This window comes from Agarivorans sp. QJM3NY_29, assembly GCF_050870835.2.
Taxonomy (GTDB): domain Bacteria; phylum Pseudomonadota; class Gammaproteobacteria; order Enterobacterales; family Celerinatantimonadaceae; genus Agarivorans.
Window position 1 is genome coordinate 2,856,597 of sequence record NZ_CP194036.2, and the last position, 17,274, is coordinate 2,873,870.

At 48.0% G+C, this 17,274-nt stretch carries 13 protein-coding genes; 9 read left to right on the forward strand and 4 right to left on the reverse strand.

Annotation, left to right across the window (positions count from 1 at the left end; translation table 11 throughout):
* The first annotated feature begins 1 nt into the window (after position 1).
* From ACRRS0_RS13030 to ACRRS0_RS13040, 3 genes are all read left to right on the forward strand, one after another.
* On the forward strand, positions 2 to 787 hold the full coding sequence (locus tag ACRRS0_RS13030) for a hypothetical protein (RefSeq protein WP_432452758.1): 786 nt from the start codon (positions 2 to 4) through the stop codon (positions 785 to 787).
* Between the two features lie 45 nt (positions 788 to 832).
* Positions 833 to 1,225, forward strand: coding sequence for an Mg2+ and Co2+ transporter (locus ACRRS0_RS13035; protein ID WP_432469367.1), 393 nt, complete (start codon positions 833 to 835; stop codon positions 1,223 to 1,225).
* 138 nt (positions 1,226 to 1,363) lie between these two features.
* Positions 1,364 to 2,200, forward strand: coding sequence for an HlyD family secretion protein (locus ACRRS0_RS13040; RefSeq protein ID WP_432452756.1), 837 nt, complete (start codon positions 1,364 to 1,366; stop codon positions 2,198 to 2,200).
* A gap of 661 nt (positions 2,201 to 2,861) precedes the next feature.
* Here the strand turns inward: ACRRS0_RS13040 and gltS are convergent.
* Both gltS and ACRRS0_RS13050 read right to left on the reverse strand, forming a co-directional pair.
* Positions 2,862 to 4,061, reverse strand: coding sequence for a sodium/glutamate symporter (gene gltS, locus ACRRS0_RS13045; RefSeq protein WP_432452755.1), 1,200 nt, complete (start codon positions 4,059 to 4,061; stop codon positions 2,862 to 2,864).
* Between the two features lie 273 nt (positions 4,062 to 4,334).
* Positions 4,335 to 5,507: an OmpP1/FadL family transporter gene (locus ACRRS0_RS13050; RefSeq protein WP_432452754.1), complete on the reverse strand. Its 1,173-nt coding sequence runs from the start codon at positions 5,505 to 5,507 to the stop codon at positions 4,335 to 4,337.
* A gap of 387 nt (positions 5,508 to 5,894) precedes the next feature.
* Between ACRRS0_RS13050 and ACRRS0_RS13055 the strand changes: the two genes are divergently transcribed.
* Positions 5,895 to 7,430, forward strand: a complete 1,536-nt coding sequence (locus ACRRS0_RS13055) for a sulfatase-like hydrolase/transferase (RefSeq protein WP_432452753.1) — start codon at positions 5,895 to 5,897, stop codon at positions 7,428 to 7,430.
* A 110-nt stretch (positions 7,431 to 7,540) separates the two neighbouring features.
* Positions 7,541 to 8,692, forward strand: a complete 1,152-nt coding sequence (locus tag ACRRS0_RS13060; protein ID WP_432452752.1) for an anaerobic sulfatase maturase — start codon at positions 7,541 to 7,543, stop codon at positions 8,690 to 8,692.
* A gap of 51 nt (positions 8,693 to 8,743) precedes the next feature.
* Here ACRRS0_RS13060 and ACRRS0_RS13065 read toward each other — a convergent pair whose 3' ends face one another.
* Positions 8,744 to 10,897, reverse strand: coding sequence for a TonB-dependent siderophore receptor (locus ACRRS0_RS13065; RefSeq protein ID WP_432452751.1), 2,154 nt, complete (start codon positions 10,895 to 10,897; stop codon positions 8,744 to 8,746).
* A 215-nt stretch (positions 10,898 to 11,112) separates the two neighbouring features.
* On the opposite strand from ACRRS0_RS13065, the gene ACRRS0_RS13070 reads away from it, so the two are divergent.
* Genes ACRRS0_RS13070 through ACRRS0_RS13085 form a run of 4 tightly spaced genes read left to right on the forward strand, consistent with a single transcriptional unit; the run spans position 11,113 to position 15,018 of the window.
* Positions 11,113 to 11,949 (forward strand): ABC transporter ATP-binding protein, encoded by an 837-nt coding sequence (locus tag ACRRS0_RS13070; RefSeq protein WP_432452750.1) that lies wholly within the window; start codon positions 11,113 to 11,115, stop codon positions 11,947 to 11,949.
* Positions 11,946 to 12,971 carry a FecCD family ABC transporter permease gene (locus ACRRS0_RS13075; protein WP_432452749.1) on the forward strand — a complete coding sequence of 342 codons (1,026 nt, stop codon included), beginning with the start codon at positions 11,946 to 11,948 and terminating at the stop codon, positions 12,969 to 12,971. The genes ACRRS0_RS13070 and ACRRS0_RS13075 overlap by 4 nt, the downstream gene beginning before the upstream one ends.
* Entirely contained in the window at positions 12,968 to 14,020 is a 1,053-nt protein-coding gene (locus tag ACRRS0_RS13080; RefSeq protein ID WP_432452748.1) for a FecCD family ABC transporter permease, read from the forward strand. Before ACRRS0_RS13075 ends, ACRRS0_RS13080 begins: the two co-directional genes overlap by 4 nt.
* Entirely contained in the window at positions 14,017 to 15,018 is a 1,002-nt protein-coding gene (locus ACRRS0_RS13085; RefSeq protein ID WP_432452747.1) for an ABC transporter substrate-binding protein, read from the forward strand. The genes ACRRS0_RS13080 and ACRRS0_RS13085 overlap by 4 nt, the downstream gene beginning before the upstream one ends.
* Here ACRRS0_RS13085 and ACRRS0_RS13090 read toward each other — a convergent pair.
* Complete coding sequence (locus tag ACRRS0_RS13090) at positions 15,008 to 17,041, reverse strand: methyl-accepting chemotaxis protein (protein WP_432452746.1); 2,034 nt, start codon at positions 17,039 to 17,041, stop codon at positions 15,008 to 15,010. The genes ACRRS0_RS13085 and ACRRS0_RS13090 overlap by 11 nt on opposite strands.
* Positions 17,042 to 17,274: the final 233 nt, after the last annotated feature.

The following is a 17,274-nucleotide window of genomic DNA, read 5'->3' on the forward strand; positions in this document are numbered from 1 at the left end:
GATGACTAAATTGGTAACCAGCCTCTGTACGCTTCCTTTAATGTTCTCTGGTTTGACTTGGGCAGAAACCGCCAGCGACGATTTACAAGACATGTCGGACCCACTTGCTGTTTATACCCAAGTTGGCGGCGGTATCACCGATATGGGCCTCAACCTAAAAATTGGCCAAAGCTATGATACCGGGGTCGAAAACCTCGGCGGAATGAATGTGTTTGAAGTAAAAGGCTTTGCCGGTGACATCACCGGTTGGAGTGACTCCCAAACGGGACCCAGAAACAATAGTATTGACTCAATCCGCTTTCGAAATTTTGAAGCCAGTCTAGAAAGCGGTCGCGGCAGACAATTGGATGTGAATTATAACCTTGCCCAAGAGTTCGGCACGGCTTCCTATAGCTTCATTCAAGCCTTGCCCAAGTTTGGCCAGCTTAGTCTGTTTCCACTGCTTGGTGCGGGTGTTGCCTTTGGCAATAATGTGATGGGCGACCACCAACAAACAATCAGCGGCTACTCGGTACCCGGAACGTTTGCGGTGGTCGGAACTTACGCCAAGTATGCGCTTAGTGACCGCCTGTGGCTTAACTATAACCCGATGTGGATGAATACATTGTCGGGCTCGGATATATACAAACAACATGGCTTTGAGGACCACGATAGCGTGTTAACTCACGAAATAGCGCTCTCCTACCAAGTATCGCCGCGCTTTAATATTAGGTATTTTGCCAACTGGTCTGAGTATAGCGACATAAGCAAAGGCAACCATCGGATAGAATTTAACTACCAGCTCTAAATCATCGAGCAACCATTTACGCTGCCACTCAAGTCGAGCGGCAGCGTGAACCCACGCCCTACACGAGAACACCGAATGGTCATTCACCCAACAACATTTCACTATCAACACTACCCCACAGTCTATGGTTTATTAGAATCACTCGCCTTTATGTGGTTTGTGGTATTGGTTACCCTCGGGATTGCAATTTGGCTCATCGCCAAACTTTGGCATATCCATTCTATCCCCAAGCACCTGGCACAGGAGCAAGGCCTGGCACAGGCAAAACTGATTTTTTGGTTGTGCATTCTTGGACTGTTTTATAAACCACTATGGATCCTTGCCGTTTTGGCCATCGTCACCGACTGGGAAAACTACAACAGTGGCTTAAAGGAGCGGTCTCATGAAAGAAATCATGTTGCCCTATATATTGATCGTATGGTTACTATTCAAATTTAAGGTTCTCAAACCAAGCGCCAGAAACTACTTTGCCAGCATCGTGATTGGTTGTTTATTGGCACTGGCACTGTTTGTCGGTCACCGCTTCTACTCGTCGCTAGATTTGACCAATTCAACTACGGTCAAGGCCCCCACGCAGTGCTCTCACCCGCATTGGGTCAGCACATCGATAAGATCTACGTCGATCATAACCAACAAGTGAATGAGGGAGAGATCCTTTATACCTTAAAGGACGATAAAATTGCCGCCGCGATGAGCGAAGTACACTCGGGCTTAAGTGAAGTAAAACGAAGCATTGAAGCCCAGCAGGTGCTGCTTTCTCAGGCGCAGCGCGATTACCAGCGTAACTACGATATGCAACAGCACGTCAGCCTTAAAGAACTGGAAGAGTCAGAAGATGCGGTCGCGATGATCAAAGCCGAGTTGAAAATACTTGAGGCGAAGCGAAATGGCCTGCTGGCGAAACTTGATAACCTCAAATTTGACTTATCACGACTCACGGTTCGCGCGCCCTTCACTGGCATGGTCACACATGTATACATTGCCGATGGTTCACGGATTGGCTCGCTGCATCTTTGGGATATCAACAAAAAATTTGTCGAAATGCGGATTGCCGATCAAGCCTATCAATACATTAAACCGGGACAGTTTAGCGAATTTTATGTGGATAGCTTTCCGGGACAAATATTTCGCGCCAAAGTCCATAGTATCGTGAAGGCAACGGGCGAAGCCCAAGGCAATCTATTGCCCACGGAGCAAGCCGTATCCAACCATATTCAACGCGGTGGCGCGCCAGTAGGTCGAACCGTAATCTTGAGTATCGACCAAACCACCATGGACATGATGCCCATCGGAGCCACTGGCTCGGCATGGATCAGTGCCGAGAAGCCTCACGCCCTATTCGGCTTTCTTGACATTATTGGCGGAGCGACCTTAAGGCTAAGCTCAGTCAAATCCTATCTGACCGCACTCTAAGCGCACGCCCCTGACGCAAAGTACAGTGCTGTGCGAGCACTGGACTTTTCCTGCGGAATCAAACGCAGCCCCGATAAATGGAGGCCGCAATGGAGGCCGCTATGATATTGACAAGGCCTAAAGCCATGCATCACAAGCTTGGAATTAATGACGGCTTTCCTCCCCTGAGCCAACACGGAGACTCAGCCTTGCCTTCGGAACTGACAAAATCTGGCTATCCTCTGATTGACACACTCCGACCGAAGCGAAACCGCAGACAGAGACCAAGCCAATCGACCAGCGGCCAGTCGAGGCATTTTGGCCAGTCAGCGTCTATGCGACGAAAACCAAGCGACTGCTTGAAAATTTAATCTATCACGAGAGCGTCAGCAACTGGTCTCAAAGCAATGAAAATCCAGACATTTCATTGCGCTTACAAGTCAAGCATAAAAAATCAGTCGATAGACCACTTGCAAACCAGCGGCCACGACGAAACGCCCACTTGCTTGTATTCAGCCGCGGGGATATTCCGTCACAACAAATTTTCGACATGAACTGGACGGTGCCAGACAGCAGCACAATTCAATCACCGCATTTACACCGGAAATAACCGAGTCATATCGGATTTTTCCAATTGAACGCTAAACCGCCTTAGACTTTTCCCAAGAAACAACCGCGCGCTTCACCAGCTTGTAAAAAAATTAATAGCGAAGGCATTGAAGATGTCTACAAAAAAACCGCACACCAGCGGCACAATAATAAACGCCCGATGCGCCGCTCCATGTTGTTTACTCACCGCCGTCATATTAGCGATGGCAGTCGCGGTAGAGCCAAGGGTGATCCCACCAAAGCCAGAGCAAATGACACAGGCTTGGTAATCTTTTCCCATCAAACGAAACACGACCAACAAGGAAAACATAACCGACAGTAAAATTTGTAAGCTCATCACCACCGACAAGTAGCGAAACAAACCCGCTAGCTCCCAAACTTTTAAATCCATCAGCGCCATCACAATAAACATCCCCAAACAAATATCGGAGATCAGTGACAAGCCCTGATCACTGCCCTCAACATGTGCTTTGGGTAGCACTTTACCGGGACGATTACCAATCAATATGCCAGCCATTAGACAGGACACAAACATCGGAAGCTCGGCACCGGCAGCCTGGAGACATTGTTGTATGCCATAGCCCAACATTAAGGCCAAGTTAAGCCGAAGCCAGGCAAATAGCAGGCTATAACTGTCGACCATTTGGTGGGGTTTGGTATAGGCCTGACCAATATCTAAAGACGCTTCCTGATTCCCCTGTAAACGGTGTTTACTCATTAAATAATTGGCAATTGGTCCGCCAATTACGCAGGCAAAGATCAGACCAATGGTATTACTGGCAATGCCTAACTCCATAGCATTACTGATCCCTAAGTCATTCACAAACTTTGGCGCCCACGCCAAAGTTGTACCCACCCCACCAATCAGCGCAATTGATCCAGACATCAGACCAGCTCGGGGATCCATCCCAAAACTACTCGCAACCCCCATGCCGATAAGGTTTTGCAACACAATATAAATAGCAGCCAAGCCACTTAAAATCAGTAAAGGTTTCCCCCCGCGGAGCAACGATTTGATATCCGCATTCAGCCCCATCGCAGCAAAAAAGTACAGTAGCAAAATATCTCTAGCTTCAAGATCAAAACTAATTTGAATGCCAAACAAAAAGTAAACGGCCGCCACCACACAGGCACATAAAAAGCCGCCAATCACCGGCTCAGGAATGCTATAACGTCTCAGTAATTCATAGCGATTAAGGCTGGCTTTACCGACAAACAATAAAATAATGGCGAGGGTAAATGAAAAGAAACCACTGGCACTCAAATTTTCCATAGCTAAACCCTTAAAATAAATACGGATACTTCGCGTTGTCAGTTTAGCACTATTGATACATTTCGTTTGCGTATATCTATCGCAGCTGGGCTCTCTGTAAAGCTGAACGCTTTACTTTTTTATCTTTTAAATCAATCACACATCAAGCGCTGCAATCTTTCAATAAGTCGCAAGCGCTAAATCAACAAGCTTGACCTAGCCATAATCCCCATTTTAGACCAGCGATGTGCATGACTCAGACGAATCCTTTGTGTTGCGCTCGCCCTTATGGCGCTAAAACGAGTGATTTAAAGTGACACCGATAAACTGATTATGATTATTAAAATAGCCATTCATTAAGCCAGATTGGATCGCCGGCGAGCCATAATCCACGTAGCTATAATAAACATTCATCGACAACTTTTCGTTCCACTGATAAGTCGCGCCGATACTATAACGATGCTGCTCAGCAACCGGTAGATCTGCCGATTGGCGGCTGGCATCATCTAGAGGTGAACTGGTGTAACCCAAGCCAGCTTCTAAACGAAGTGTCGGATTGAGTTGATAACGTCCACCAATAGCTGCAAACCAAACATCCTTGAAATCACGGTTCTTTTCCGCCAGCTGCTGATTATTTAATTCGATATAAGTGATTTCGTTAGCACTCCATTGCTCCCAACCAAGGCTCCATACCATGCTCATGGGCTGGCTCAGTTGGTGCAAACCAGACAGTTCAAACTGGGCAGGATGAACCAAATTGATCCCAACATCGCCTTCCAGAGGAGAACTGGAACGCAGATGTCCCCCAAAATTGTGGTGCATCGCAGAGCGATAGCTCGCGCCTAAGCGATGCAGGTGGTTAATTTGATAGCTCAAACCTAAGTTGTACCCAAAGGCAAAAGAGTCGGTTTCTAAAACAGCGTGATCCCTAAACATCTGTTGCTCAAAGTTTGCGTAATCCACTTGAATACCAGCACCCAGCGACCACGCCTCCGACAGGCGATATGAGAGTGAAGGGTTAAATTGCAACACCGATAGTTGCAGGCTGTTTAAACTCAAGGCCCCGGCATATTGCTTCCCGTAATCCAAAGCACTGCCGCCGGTGGCTACCAAACTAGCTCCCACAGCAAGGGTGTCAGAAAGGGGCTCAAGCCAATAGAGTGAGCCATAAGCCTGAACGCCGCCCGCATTAGCGCTGTCCAGGGCTGAACTGCGCTGGTCGTGATATTGCACCTGAAGATCCATGGCTGCCAAATTTACCGCCAGCTGTCGTTCACTAAAATAGGCCATCGCTGCTGGGTTGCTATAGGCCGTACTGGCATTGTCGGCAAGTACCGCACTGCCCGCACCCGCAGTCCCCACATTGAGCTTGCTCATCTCTTGTACCAGCGAGCCTGCCGCATAGGCTGGACTGGATAGAACGGCGATGGTGAATAGCGATAACCTGCTGCCTAACTGCATCATCATGAACTCCTGGATACTGCAACGCGATGTTGAGTCGCTAACAACAAGCGCTTGTGAGTGAAAAAATGAATGCCCTAGGCTAGCAAATTCAAGCGGCTGAACTTGCTATAAAAAAGAATAGTGTGAATTAAATAATTTAATATAAATCCAATTTTCCATAAAAAATATTCAAAAAATCAACTCAATATGAATCATCCATCGCAATTAGCAAACGTCACCCCTTTCGTTTATTAAATATATTAATAGAGCTTATTAAACCAAACCAACACCAGCTTCGCTACACTGGACTCGTCCAACATCGGTTTGGAGCTTCTGAACTGGTGAGCGGTGCGTTGCAGGCAGTTGCTTGCAACGCACCGCTCGCCGCCAAACCATTAAGAGGTAGATAACATGACCATAAATCGTTCTATACTGGCACTGGCGCTCGGAGCATCTTTTAGCGCCTACGCTGCGCCACAGCAACCCAATGTCGTTGCCATCATGCTTGATGACGTCACCACCATGGATATTTCGGCCTATCACCGAGGCTTAGGCGCCATTAAAACCCCCAACATTGACCGCATCGCCAAAAGCGGCATGATGATCAGTGACTACTATGCACAAGGAAGCTCCACCGCTGGCCGCTCCGCCTTTATTACCGGACAATACCCATTTCGCACTGGCTTAACGTCGGTGGGTCAACCGGGTTCCAGCATCGGTCTGCAAAAAGAGGATCCAACCCTCGCCGAAATGCTGAAAGCCAAGGGCTATGCGACGGTGCAGGTGGGAAAACACCATCTTGGAGATCGCAACTCAATGCTTCCCACAGTGCATGGTTTTGATGAGTTTTTCGGCTTTTTGTATCACCTGAATGTGATGGAAATGCCCGAACAACCGGAATATCCACAAGATCCAAATTTTGTGGGCCGCCCGCGTAACGTATTACATAGCATCGCGACCGACAAATTTGATCCGACCGAAGACCCTCGTTTTGGTGTGGTTGGCAAACAAATCATTACCGACCAAGGGAAACTCGGTGCCAAACGCATGGAAACGGTGGATGAAGAGTTTCTCAACTTTGCCACTCAATGGTTGGATAAACAGCACGCAGAGGCACCCGAACAACCTTACTTCATGTGGTATAACCCCACTCGCATGCACCAGAAAACCCATGTTCGCGCCGAACATCAGGGGAGTAGCCAAACCAGTGTTTACTATGACGGTTTAAAAGAACTGGACCTCCAAGTCGGTGAATTGCTCGACAAACTGGAGTCGCTTGGCGAAATGGAGAATACCATCGTGATGTTTACCTCCGATAACGGAGTTAATCTCGACCATTGGCCAGATGGTGGCGCGGCTTCTTTCCGTGGCCAAAAAGGCACCACCTGGGATGGCGCTTTCCGAGTCCCAATGCTGATTAGCTGGCCCGGACATATTCCAGAGAACAGCTATACCGACGGATTTATGACCGCCGAAGACTGGGTACCCACCATCATGGCGGCAGCCGGAGACAGCAGCATTAAACAACAGTTGCTGAAAGGTAAAACCATCAATGGCGTCAACTACAAAGTGCATCTCGATGGCTACAACCAACTCGACATGCTGACCAAAGACGCCCCCAGTAATCGTCATGAGTTCTTCTACTATAACGAGCAAGATCTAAACGCGGTTCGAGTGGATGAATGGAAAGTGCATTTAAAGACTAAAACCGAATGGATGGCACCTGCCAAAGAGTGGCCCTTGGGGATTTTGCTAAACATTAAAGCCGATCCCTACGAGCGCTCACCCGATACCTACGGTTGGTTTTTGTGGATGAAAGAGAAAACCTGGGTGGTACCAAGCCTGCAACACAAAATTGTGCAATACCAGCAATCTCTCAAGGACTTTCCACCGCGCCAAAAAGCCGGAGGAATAGGCATGGCAGATAAATCGGTTATCGCCAAATAGTACCAGGCCTTCAGTAGAGAGCTAGACTCTCTACTGAAATGCTAAATCCAAATCAACAGCAAACGTTGCAGGTCATGGATGGCTTAACGATAGCTCACCAGAGGTAATTCATGACAACTCAAGCATCTATACCTTATAGCCTATTCATTAAAGCCGAAGGTGCAAAGTGCAACTTAGATTGCAGCTATTGCTACTACCTTAAGCAAGCCGAACAGCGCAGCACCAGAATGATTGAGACTAGGCTGAAACAAGTGATCAAAAATCACATTCAATCGCAACCCGATTCAAGCCAGCCTGTCGACTTTATTTGGCATGGCGGCGAACCCATGTTACGTGGCCTGGAGTTCTATCAGCAAGCGGTGGCTCTGCAACAACAACATGCGGCGGGCCGCCCCCTGGCCAACACTCTGCAAACCAATGGCACGCTGATCAACCAGCGCTGGGCTCAGTTTTTCCGTGAGCACAAATTTTTTATAGGGGTGAGCATCGATGGAGACCAAGTGCATAACGATATCGCGCGGATCGATCATTCCGGTCAGTCGTCATTTCAGCGCACCATGCGTGGCATTACCCACCTCAAGGCCCATCAGGTTGATTTTAATACCCTGACCGTAGTGAATAATCGCACTTATCAACAGGGCAAGGCTATCTATCAGTTTTTGAAACAACATGGCAGCGGCTACATGCAGTTTCAACCCTGTATCGACCACCCCTTGGACCGGCGTTCAGAACACGACTGGAGCCTTAATGGTAAGCAGTGGGGAGAGTTTCTTTGTGATGTTTTTGACCAATGGAGCGAGCAAGATGTGGGTCAAGTTTACGTGCAATTTTTTGAAAATTGTCTGATGTTGTTGATGGGCTACCCCAGCCAAATGTGCCACCATGCCGCCAGCTGTGGACAGCAGTTGATGGCAGAAGCCGATGGTGAAGTTTATAGCTGTGATCACTTCGCCTACTCTGATCACCGCCTCGGCAATGTGCAACAAGACTCGCTGCAAAGCATGGTCAGCGGCCAACAGCAACGTCAATTTGCCGCGAATAAATCGGCGAGCCTTTGCAGCCAGTGCCAAAGCTGTGATTTTTTAGCCCTATGTCAAGGTGGCTGTCCGAAAAACCGTAGCCTCGCCGCTGAACCAGGCAAAGCCCTGAATCAGCTCTGCGAAGGCTATCAAATGTTTTTTATCTATGCTCTGCCCCGATTATTAAAGATGAGCGATGCAATGATGAAGGGCTATTCCCCTGCCCACTACAAGATGTTTTAAGCCTCCGTAGAGGCAACAACAGCTGTTTAAGCATGGCAGGGAGCGCCCTGCTTAATCACCAAATGCCATACTCAAATTCAAGCTGGCATGAAATGGTTGCCCCACTGCCACCGCATAGGCGGAGCTACCAATAGACGAGCTGTAATATTGGGTATTAAACAAATTGTTCAAATTCAATTGCACAGTAATCGGATGTTCGCGCTCGAAGGTATAGGCTGCAAATACATCGGCAACACTGTAAGCTGGCAGGTAAAAAGAGTTGTTATTGTCACCCGCCCGTTTACTGGCGGCGCGAAGCCCCCCACCATAACGTAAACTCCCCTTACCAGAGAAAAGCGATCCTTGATCATAACTTAACCACAGCGAAGCGGTATGTTTGGCAACGTTCGCCAAACGCTTGCCTGCATAGTCAGGATCTTCCAACACCTTCGCATCCGTCAGACCATAACTGGCAACAACTTGCAATCGCTCGAAAAGTTCACCCGCCACATCCAATTCGATGCCTTGAGAGCGAACCTGACCTGCGGTGCGATAAACCGTTTCATCGTTCACCGTTTCGGAGTAAGCCACGTTTTGCTTAAGTGCATGATAAAACGCCAGCGTCATGCTAAAACGCTGGCCCAGATCAAACTTACTGCCAAATTCGTAAGCCCTGCCCTGTTCAGGGTCCAAATTACCGTAGGGATTGCCAATTGAACTATTCGGACGAAAAGTTTGGCCAACATTAGCATACAGCGAGCTATCCCCAGTCACCTTCCAGACCAGACCTGCATTAGGTAATAAGGCGGTGCCACTGGAGTCGGTATTGTGCGCAGCGCCTCGACCAGCATCGATATCAAACTGCTGCATCCGTAATCCAGCAACAGCTATCCATTGCTCATTTAAGTGCAGTTGGTCCTGCAGATAAAACGCACTCGTTGTTATGGTTTCATATTCGCCCACTGCTTGCTCGGCATTGTAATCACAGCCCTGCATCTGTCCATACAGCGGGTCATAAATATTAAAATCTGAGTTGGTATTACAGTTTTGCAGTTTGGAACGTCGAGTTGTTTCATGGTCGAAGGAGGCGCCCAATAATAAATGATGCTGCCCCCCCAGACTGGCTGTCTGGCCGGTGAGGTCGCTGCGAACCGCATGCATACTCCGTTTATAATAGTCTCGAACATCCGCCCGTCGGGTCACATTGCCGGTCGCCGAATCGTAGCCTCGAGTTCGAACCTGATTGGCGACAAAATCATCCTGAGAATAGGCATAATGGAGTGCCAGATCCCAACTTGCATTGAGATGATGGTTCAGCGCTAGTTTTGCCAGATCCGAGTCCCCTTCGATTTCCGAGAACACTTCATCGAAACGAAGTCGTGGGTCTGTCGCAACAAAATCTCCCTGAGTCACATCAAAGATGGTGCCGCGATCATAGGGGGCTAAATATTGTTGATGGGTATAAGAAAGTAGCACTTCGGTGTTCATTCCTTGCCAAAGCAACGAAGGTGCAATCGTCCAGTTTCGATTCTGACCAAAATTTCTCCAGTAGTCGCTGTCTTCAAATTCACCAATCATCCGGTAGGAAAAATCACTATTGCCGAGCTGCCCGGTCAGGTCACCCCCTAATACTTCGCCAAAACGCCCCGCCCCCAAGGCTGAATACTTTGACCAAACTTCAGCAGAAAAAATTTGCAGTGGTTTTTTACTCACCACATTGACCATTCCGCTTGGGTCGAGCACACCATACAGCGTAGAAGAGGGACCCTTTAATACTTCGACATAGGCGGTGGTTACATTAAACGAATGAGGAAAAGCCGTCTTTAAACCATCGCTTAACAAAGAGCCATCACGACTAGAGCCAAAGCCGCGGCGAATAATGGCGTCTTCTTTCCCACCAATGGTATTGGTTTCGCTCACGCCACTCACATGAGAAAGAGCGTCGATCAGGGAGTCACTGGAGCGGTCTTTGAGCAGCTGAGGGCTGATCACGGTTATCGATTTTGGGATGTCCATGACAGAGGTGGCTGTTCGTGTCGCCAGCGAACTGTTTGCTAAACGATAACGGTCTTGAGCGGCTTGAACCTTCATCACCGTAAGCTCTAAGGTTTCCTTGGTCAGGCTGCTTTCAGTCGCAGCATACAGTAAACGAGGACATACCAGTAAAGTAAAACCCAAAACAACGCGGCATTGGCCTGCCTGTCTAGAAGAAATATTGAATAACATCGATCATTCCATTTATACGATGGCTACACTGCAAACGGGTTATTTTTCAGCCTATCGCCACAACTTAATTTAACAAGACCATAAATGTTACGTGATCTTCACCTCAATAGAAACTAAAATGCGAATCGTTCGTGTTACTATTTGCATGTAATTTAAACATAATTTAGGCAAACATCGATGTCACATACGACTATTACCATCTAGGAGATAAATAAATGGACAAGCGCGCTCAGCCGACCTCAGAGCCTGCAATCCTGCGTGCTGAACATTTAGATGCCGGACACGCAGGCCATACCGTTCTAAAAAACCTCAATCTCAAACTGGCCTCCGGAAAAATGACGGTGTTACTGGGGCCCAATGGATCGGGGAAGTCGACCTTGTTAGCCAGCCTTTCACGTTTATTACCAGCCCAACGAGGCTCTGTCTTTTTACAACAGCGGAATATAGCTGATATACCCAGCAAGCAAGTGGCCCGTACGCTTGGCTTATTACCACAACAACCAAGCGTGCCGGAAGATCTCAGCGTTAAAGATTTAGTTGCCCGGGGTCGCTTTCCACACCAAGGCTTGCTCAAGCAATGGAGCGAACAGGATCAACAGGCCGTGGCCGAAGCAATGCGGTTAACCGCGACCACTCATCTTGCCGCAAGATTGGTCGATAGTTTATCCGGCGGACAGCGCCAGCGCGTTTGGATAGCCATGATCTTAGCGCAACAAACCGAGCTGATCTTGCTAGATGAGCCAACTAGCTTTCTCGACATGCGCCATCAGGTTGAATTGCTTGAATTATTACGAGATTTAGTCAAGCATCACGGGCGAACCATTGTTTGTGTATTGCATGATCTCAACCTAGCCTTGCAATACACCGACCATCTGGTGTTCCTTAAACAAGGTCAGATCCTCCATCAGCTTGAGCACCCAAGCCAATGCACGACGGCCATCGTGGAGCAGGTATTTGAAACGCCACTATTGGCAGTGCCACATCCCCAAACTGGCTTACCGATTTTTTTAAGCAAAACCGCTCCCAATCAACACCAAGCCCAAAGCGCATGAACATATCAGCACTTAGCCCACCGCGGCAGCTTCACTTGACGACCAGCGGACAGCTCAGCTTCATGCTGCTTGTCACGCTCATATTAGGCTTGGTACATCTCATCGAAGGGCCACGCGATATTCCCTTCAGCAGTTTGGCCCATGCCATTATTGACTACGACCCAAACAACTTTGAGCAACGGGTATTGATAGCACTGCGGCTGCCAAGAGTTACGGCGATCCTGCTTGCAGGCATCTGCCTCGCTATAGCCGGATATTTAATGCAACTCACGCTGGCTAACCGTCTCTGCGAACCCCATATCTTAGGTCTTAATGCTGGTGCCAGCTTAATGGTGGTAAGCCTGACAGCCTTTCCAATTGTGCCATTAATTGGCCCTTTACGGCCGCTGGCTGCAAGTATTGGTGCCGCCATCATGTTCAGCATGGTATTAACGCTAGCCTCCTCTGGACGCAAGGGTTTACAGGCGCTGAAACTCATTTTTTGTGGCATCGCGTTTTCCACTCTCGCGAATGCCATTAGCGCCACCATCTTGCTGCTGGATGAAAACACTCTGGACGAGTTGCGCTTTTGGTTAGTGGGTGACGGGGCCAGTGCGCAACTATCCACAGTGCTCGCCGGCTTGCCTTTTATCGGCCTGGCGGTGTTGATGAGCTTGCTACTACTGCCGCAATTAAATGCAATGTCACTGGGCGACAATATGGCTCGAGGTTTAGGAGCCTCGGTTAAGCTGACCCGATTTTTTGCCCTTTGTGCCGCAGCGCTGTTAAGCGGAACTGCGGTATCCCTAGTGGGACCGATTGGTTTTGTGGGTTTAATCTCCCCTTCAATATGGCGGGGTGTGCACGCCCGTCCCACGCGGCAATCAATGCTGCTTATTGCACTCACCGGGGCGAGTTTATTACTGGCTGCCGACCTTGCTGCCACCAGCATCATCTCGCCTCAGGAGTTACCCACGGGAGCCCTAACCGGATTGGTTGGTGCCCCGGTGTTTATGTGGATTTTCACGAGACGGATACGATGAACAAAGCAAGCGCGTTGACCCTGCGCACGGGTCCTTTTTCACTCACATTTCATTTATTGCCGCTACTCAGCCTGGCGGGGCTGAGTATGACACTCGTTGCGGTGGCAATGACGGCCTTGCTCACCGGCAGTGAAGCTGTGCCCTTCGACACATTGTTGAGCTATTTTCATCTGGGAAGCCTCGACGACTCGGCGGCTCAACAGGCTGATTTGTTGATCCTTGATGCGTTTCGTGCGCCTCGGATCTGCTTAGCCATGTTGTGTGGTGCAATGCTCGGCTGTGCAGGTGCGGTGATGCAATCTTTAACCCGAAATGGTTTAGCCGATCCCTCCATTTTGGGGGTACGCGAAGGCGCTGCGTTAGCAATTGTAAGCGTGATACTGATGCGCTCAGAGCTGGCGTTAATTTGGCGCCCCTTACTGGGGATGGCTGGGGGATTAGCTGCCGGACTGTCGGTTAAATTGCTCGCCAAACAGAGTACCGGTCTGCGTTTGGTGATGATCGGCATTTGTTTATCGTGGTTATTATCCGCGGTGATGTTGATTTTGCTATCCTCAAGCAGTACCCAAGATCTACAAACGGTGATGCTTTGGCTTGCCGGCGATCTGCAGTCGGCAACCTGGTCCAGTGTGCAACTTGCCAGCTTGATATTGCTTAGCTGTGCACTGATATTAATCCTGTGCTGCCCCTCGGCAAATATAGAAGCACTGGGTGACGCTTTGGCAACAAGCCTTGGTGTGCGCCGATCTTTAATTGCCAGTTTGCGTTTTTGCGCAGCCGTTTTATTGGTGGCCACCAGCGTATCGGTCGCCGGGGGGATGGCCTTTGTTGGCTTAATTGCACCACATCTCGCCCGTTTGCTGGCAAACAACAGTGAACGCAGTTTGCTGCTCGGCAGTGGCGTGATTGGCGCTTTATTGGTACTCAGTGCTGATACCCTCGCCCGCGCCGCCTTTAGCCCACTCACCTTACCTACGGGGATTATATTGTCAGTGCTTGGAGCACCCAGTTTAATTTTCCTTCTTTGGATGCGCAGGGATCAATTTTGAAATTAATTCGTACGGTTTTATTCACTCTGTGTTGCTGTTTCTTAAATAACAGCAATGTATTCGCACTCACCACGACCTTCTATATTGATGACCTTGGCAGAAGCGTAGCTGTGCCGGTGCACCCGAAACGGCTCGTGTCTACCTACGACGTCGATATCACCATTCCGCTCATTGAATTAGGTATTTTGCCTATCGGCAGTCATGGTCGACTGAATCGTAATGGCACTCCCTATCTGCGCTCCAGTGCACGATTAACCGGTGTTGATTTCGATAACAGTTCAATCTCTTTTATCGGCGCCACGAAGCTTGATCTGGAAAAAATCGTGAGCTTGAAACCCGATTTGATCATCACCGAAAAAAACCGCTCAACTCCAATTGAACTGTTAGCCAGGATTGCGCCAACGGTGGTCATCGATAGTAGTAAAGGGGCGCCACAGGTCTATCGCAAGCTGGCTAAATTAACCGCAAGCCAAGTTCAACTTGGCAGACTAGAGCGCCGTTATGCCATGCAAATCGCCGCGCTTAAAAATAGCATCGGTTCGGCCACTATCACCGCATCGGTATTTCAATCACTACGTGGCAAACTCAGTGTTTACCATAGCTATCGCGCCTTAGGCCAGGTCTTACGTGATGCCGGTTTTCATTTTCCAGAGTTAATCAATGCCATCGACCCAGGCCAGCGTATCTCGCTCAGCGTAGAGCGCCTACCGGAACTGGATGCCGACATTATTTTTTCCCCCTATCGCGCCGATCAAGCTGGTGGCGCGGCAACTGAAATAGCGCATATGAATACCATGCTGGCAAACTTTTGCAACTTTCTGCAAGCCTGTCGAAGTGGCAATTATGTATTGGTGCCACGCGACTTGGCCATCTCAAACTCTTATGCTGGCTTACAGGCAATGGCCACTATGGTACAAGCTCATCTTATTGCCCGGCCAAAACAAAACAGCTTGCCGGACGAGCCAATAAAGCCTGCCGACTCAGCCTTTATACCTTAAAGCTGCCCACCTGCTTGTTCAGCTCTTGGTATAAATCGGAAATATTATGCGACTGAGACTGAATTTCATCCGCGACATTTTGCACACCATCGGTTTGCTCTTTTAACGAAACAAGATTTTGATTGATTTCGCTGGAGACTGCCGATTGCTCCTGAGTCGCCTGGGCCGTGTGATCGGCCATTTCCTGAACCCGCCCAAAAGACGCACGAAGCTCATCAAATATTTGAATAACCTGACTAAAGTTATCAACCGTACTCTCGGCATTTTTCCGACTATTTTGAATGGCACTTGAGGAACGTTCCACGTTTACTTTCAACTGTTCAATCATGCCCTCAATTTCATTGGTACTGTCTTGGGTACGAGTCGCTAAGGTTCGGACTTCGTCAGCAACCACTGCAAATCCACGCCCCTGCTCTCCGGCTCGAGCCGCTTCAATCGCCGCATTCAAAGCCAGCAAATTAGTTTGCTCGGCAATTTTACGGATCACCTCCAGTACTGAGGCGATGGTTTGTGAGCTTTTTTCTAACTCTATAGATTGACTCTCGGTCACCTCGATATCATTGACCAAGCTAGATATGGCTTGATTAGAGGTATTGACCGCGGCAATCCCCTGTTTGGAAAGCTGATTGGAGTTATTCGCTTCCTTAACTGTATCTTTGGCAACCTCAGCCATTTGCTGATTAGACATATTCATTTCGCTACTGGCACTCACAATTGAGTTTGAGGCATCCACTAAAGCCAAGGTGATCGCGCTTGCTTCACTGGACACACCGTTAAACTGTTCGGTCATCCCTCCTAAGGCCTCACTTTTATTGTGAATCACTTTAATAATTGAACGTAGGTGCTCAACAAAACCGTCAAACTCATGAGCGAGGTCACCTAGTTCGTCACCAGCGCTGGAATTAATACGAGCAGTTAAATCACCATCACCCTCGGCGATTTCTTTAATTCGATTGGCCATATTTTTTACGTTACGCGTCAACAGCAAAGGCATGTAATAACCAAATCCGATCGCGACGATAAAAGCTAATATAATGATCACCATGGCAATACTTTCTAGACTTTCCACCTGTTCTCTTAAAATTTCATCACTCTCTTGGGATTTTGCTCTAACGTCTTCTCCGGCTTGATCTAATTGAGAGCGAACCACTTTAAACTTTTCATCGAGCCGCATTAATGCCTCAGAGAGTGCACCGTTAGTCTTGACTTCAGTGGATTCAATAAAAGCAATACTGTTGTGATGCCACTCGGTAAACAAGCTATCAAGCTCCTGATAAGGTTCCGTTAAATTAGGCTCATCAATTAAGTAAGCACGATAGGCATGAAAACGTTGCAAGGCTTGAGCGGCATTTTTTTTAAAAGAAGCTTTATTCTGCTGCGGCAGACCATCGTGAATCATCAATTTCTGCATCGCTAAGCGCGCTTGATAGATGTCCACATCTGCTTTCAGTACTTCAGATATAGCTTCAATGTAACGATTCAGTGTAGCCTGATCGATGTTTTCCGCTTCCAATTTCTGAGTATGTTCATTCAGCTTCTCTCCCGCTTGGTCAAGCATCTGCCGAATCACTCCAAATTGCCGATCCAACTCAATAAATTTAGGACCAAAATCAACCCCCTCTTTTGCAGATGCCATGACCAGTTCGCTCGCAGAGTACCAATCCTGAAAATACTGTTCAAATTGGGTGTAGGAAGCGAGTAACTCGGGTTCACTTTCAAGATTCTTACGATATAAATGGAAACGGTCCAGTACCTGTTGGGCATTTTCTTCAAATTCAGCTCTATTCTCAACGAGAGCCCCTTCGCCACAATAGATTTTTTCGATTGCTAAACGCGCCTGATAGATATCTCGGTCCGCATTTAATACCGCCGATATCGCTGCAAAATAATGCTCATTCTGAACGGTTAGAGCTTTTTGTTGAATAGAAGTCATAGCTTTAGAAAAAATAAATAAGCCAACCAAAATAACCGCCAGCAAGGCGGTTGGAAACATCGCCTTTAATCGAATAGAGTTAATTCGCATGTTCATCCTTTATATGCATGTTATGACGCCATACAACTAGTCTAGGTAATAGATACAAAAAACAACAAAAAAATAATCTTAAAATCAATAGCGATTTTTTGGTCATAAATATATTTATTCACAAGCTTAATGTTTTGCTACACAGCAAAGATTATTAGAAGCAACATCGTATTGAATCAAAGAGCATCAGCCTTCTTCTTCATTGTCTTAATGGGAGCGACAAAACCACCAAC

Coding starts and splice junctions, on each gene's coding strand:
- ACRRS0_RS13075 (WP_432452749.1), top strand. CDS start 11,946: ATGAACATATCAGCACTTAGCCCACCGCGGCAGCTTCACTTGACGACC.
- ACRRS0_RS13065 (WP_432452751.1), bottom strand. CDS start 10,897: ATGTTATTCAATATTTCTTCTAGACAGGCAGGCCAATGCCGCGTTGTT.
- ACRRS0_RS13090 (WP_432452746.1), bottom strand. CDS start 17,041: ATGCGAATTAACTCTATTCGATTAAAGGCGATGTTTCCAACCGCCTTG.
- ACRRS0_RS13050 (WP_432452754.1), bottom strand. CDS start 5,507: ATGATGATGCAGTTAGGCAGCAGGTTATCGCTATTCACCATCGCCGTT.
- ACRRS0_RS13030 (WP_432452758.1), top strand. CDS start 2: ATGACTAAATTGGTAACCAGCCTCTGTACGCTTCCTTTAATGTTCTCT.
- ACRRS0_RS13055 (WP_432452753.1), top strand. CDS start 5,895: ATGACCATAAATCGTTCTATACTGGCACTGGCGCTCGGAGCATCTTTT.
- ACRRS0_RS13070 (WP_432452750.1), top strand. CDS start 11,113: ATGGACAAGCGCGCTCAGCCGACCTCAGAGCCTGCAATCCTGCGTGCT.
- gltS (WP_432452755.1), bottom strand. CDS start 4,061: ATGGAAAATTTGAGTGCCAGTGGTTTCTTTTCATTTACCCTCGCCATT.
- ACRRS0_RS13060 (WP_432452752.1), top strand. CDS start 7,541: ATGACAACTCAAGCATCTATACCTTATAGCCTATTCATTAAAGCCGAA.
- ACRRS0_RS13080 (WP_432452748.1), top strand. CDS start 12,968: ATGAACAAAGCAAGCGCGTTGACCCTGCGCACGGGTCCTTTTTCACTC.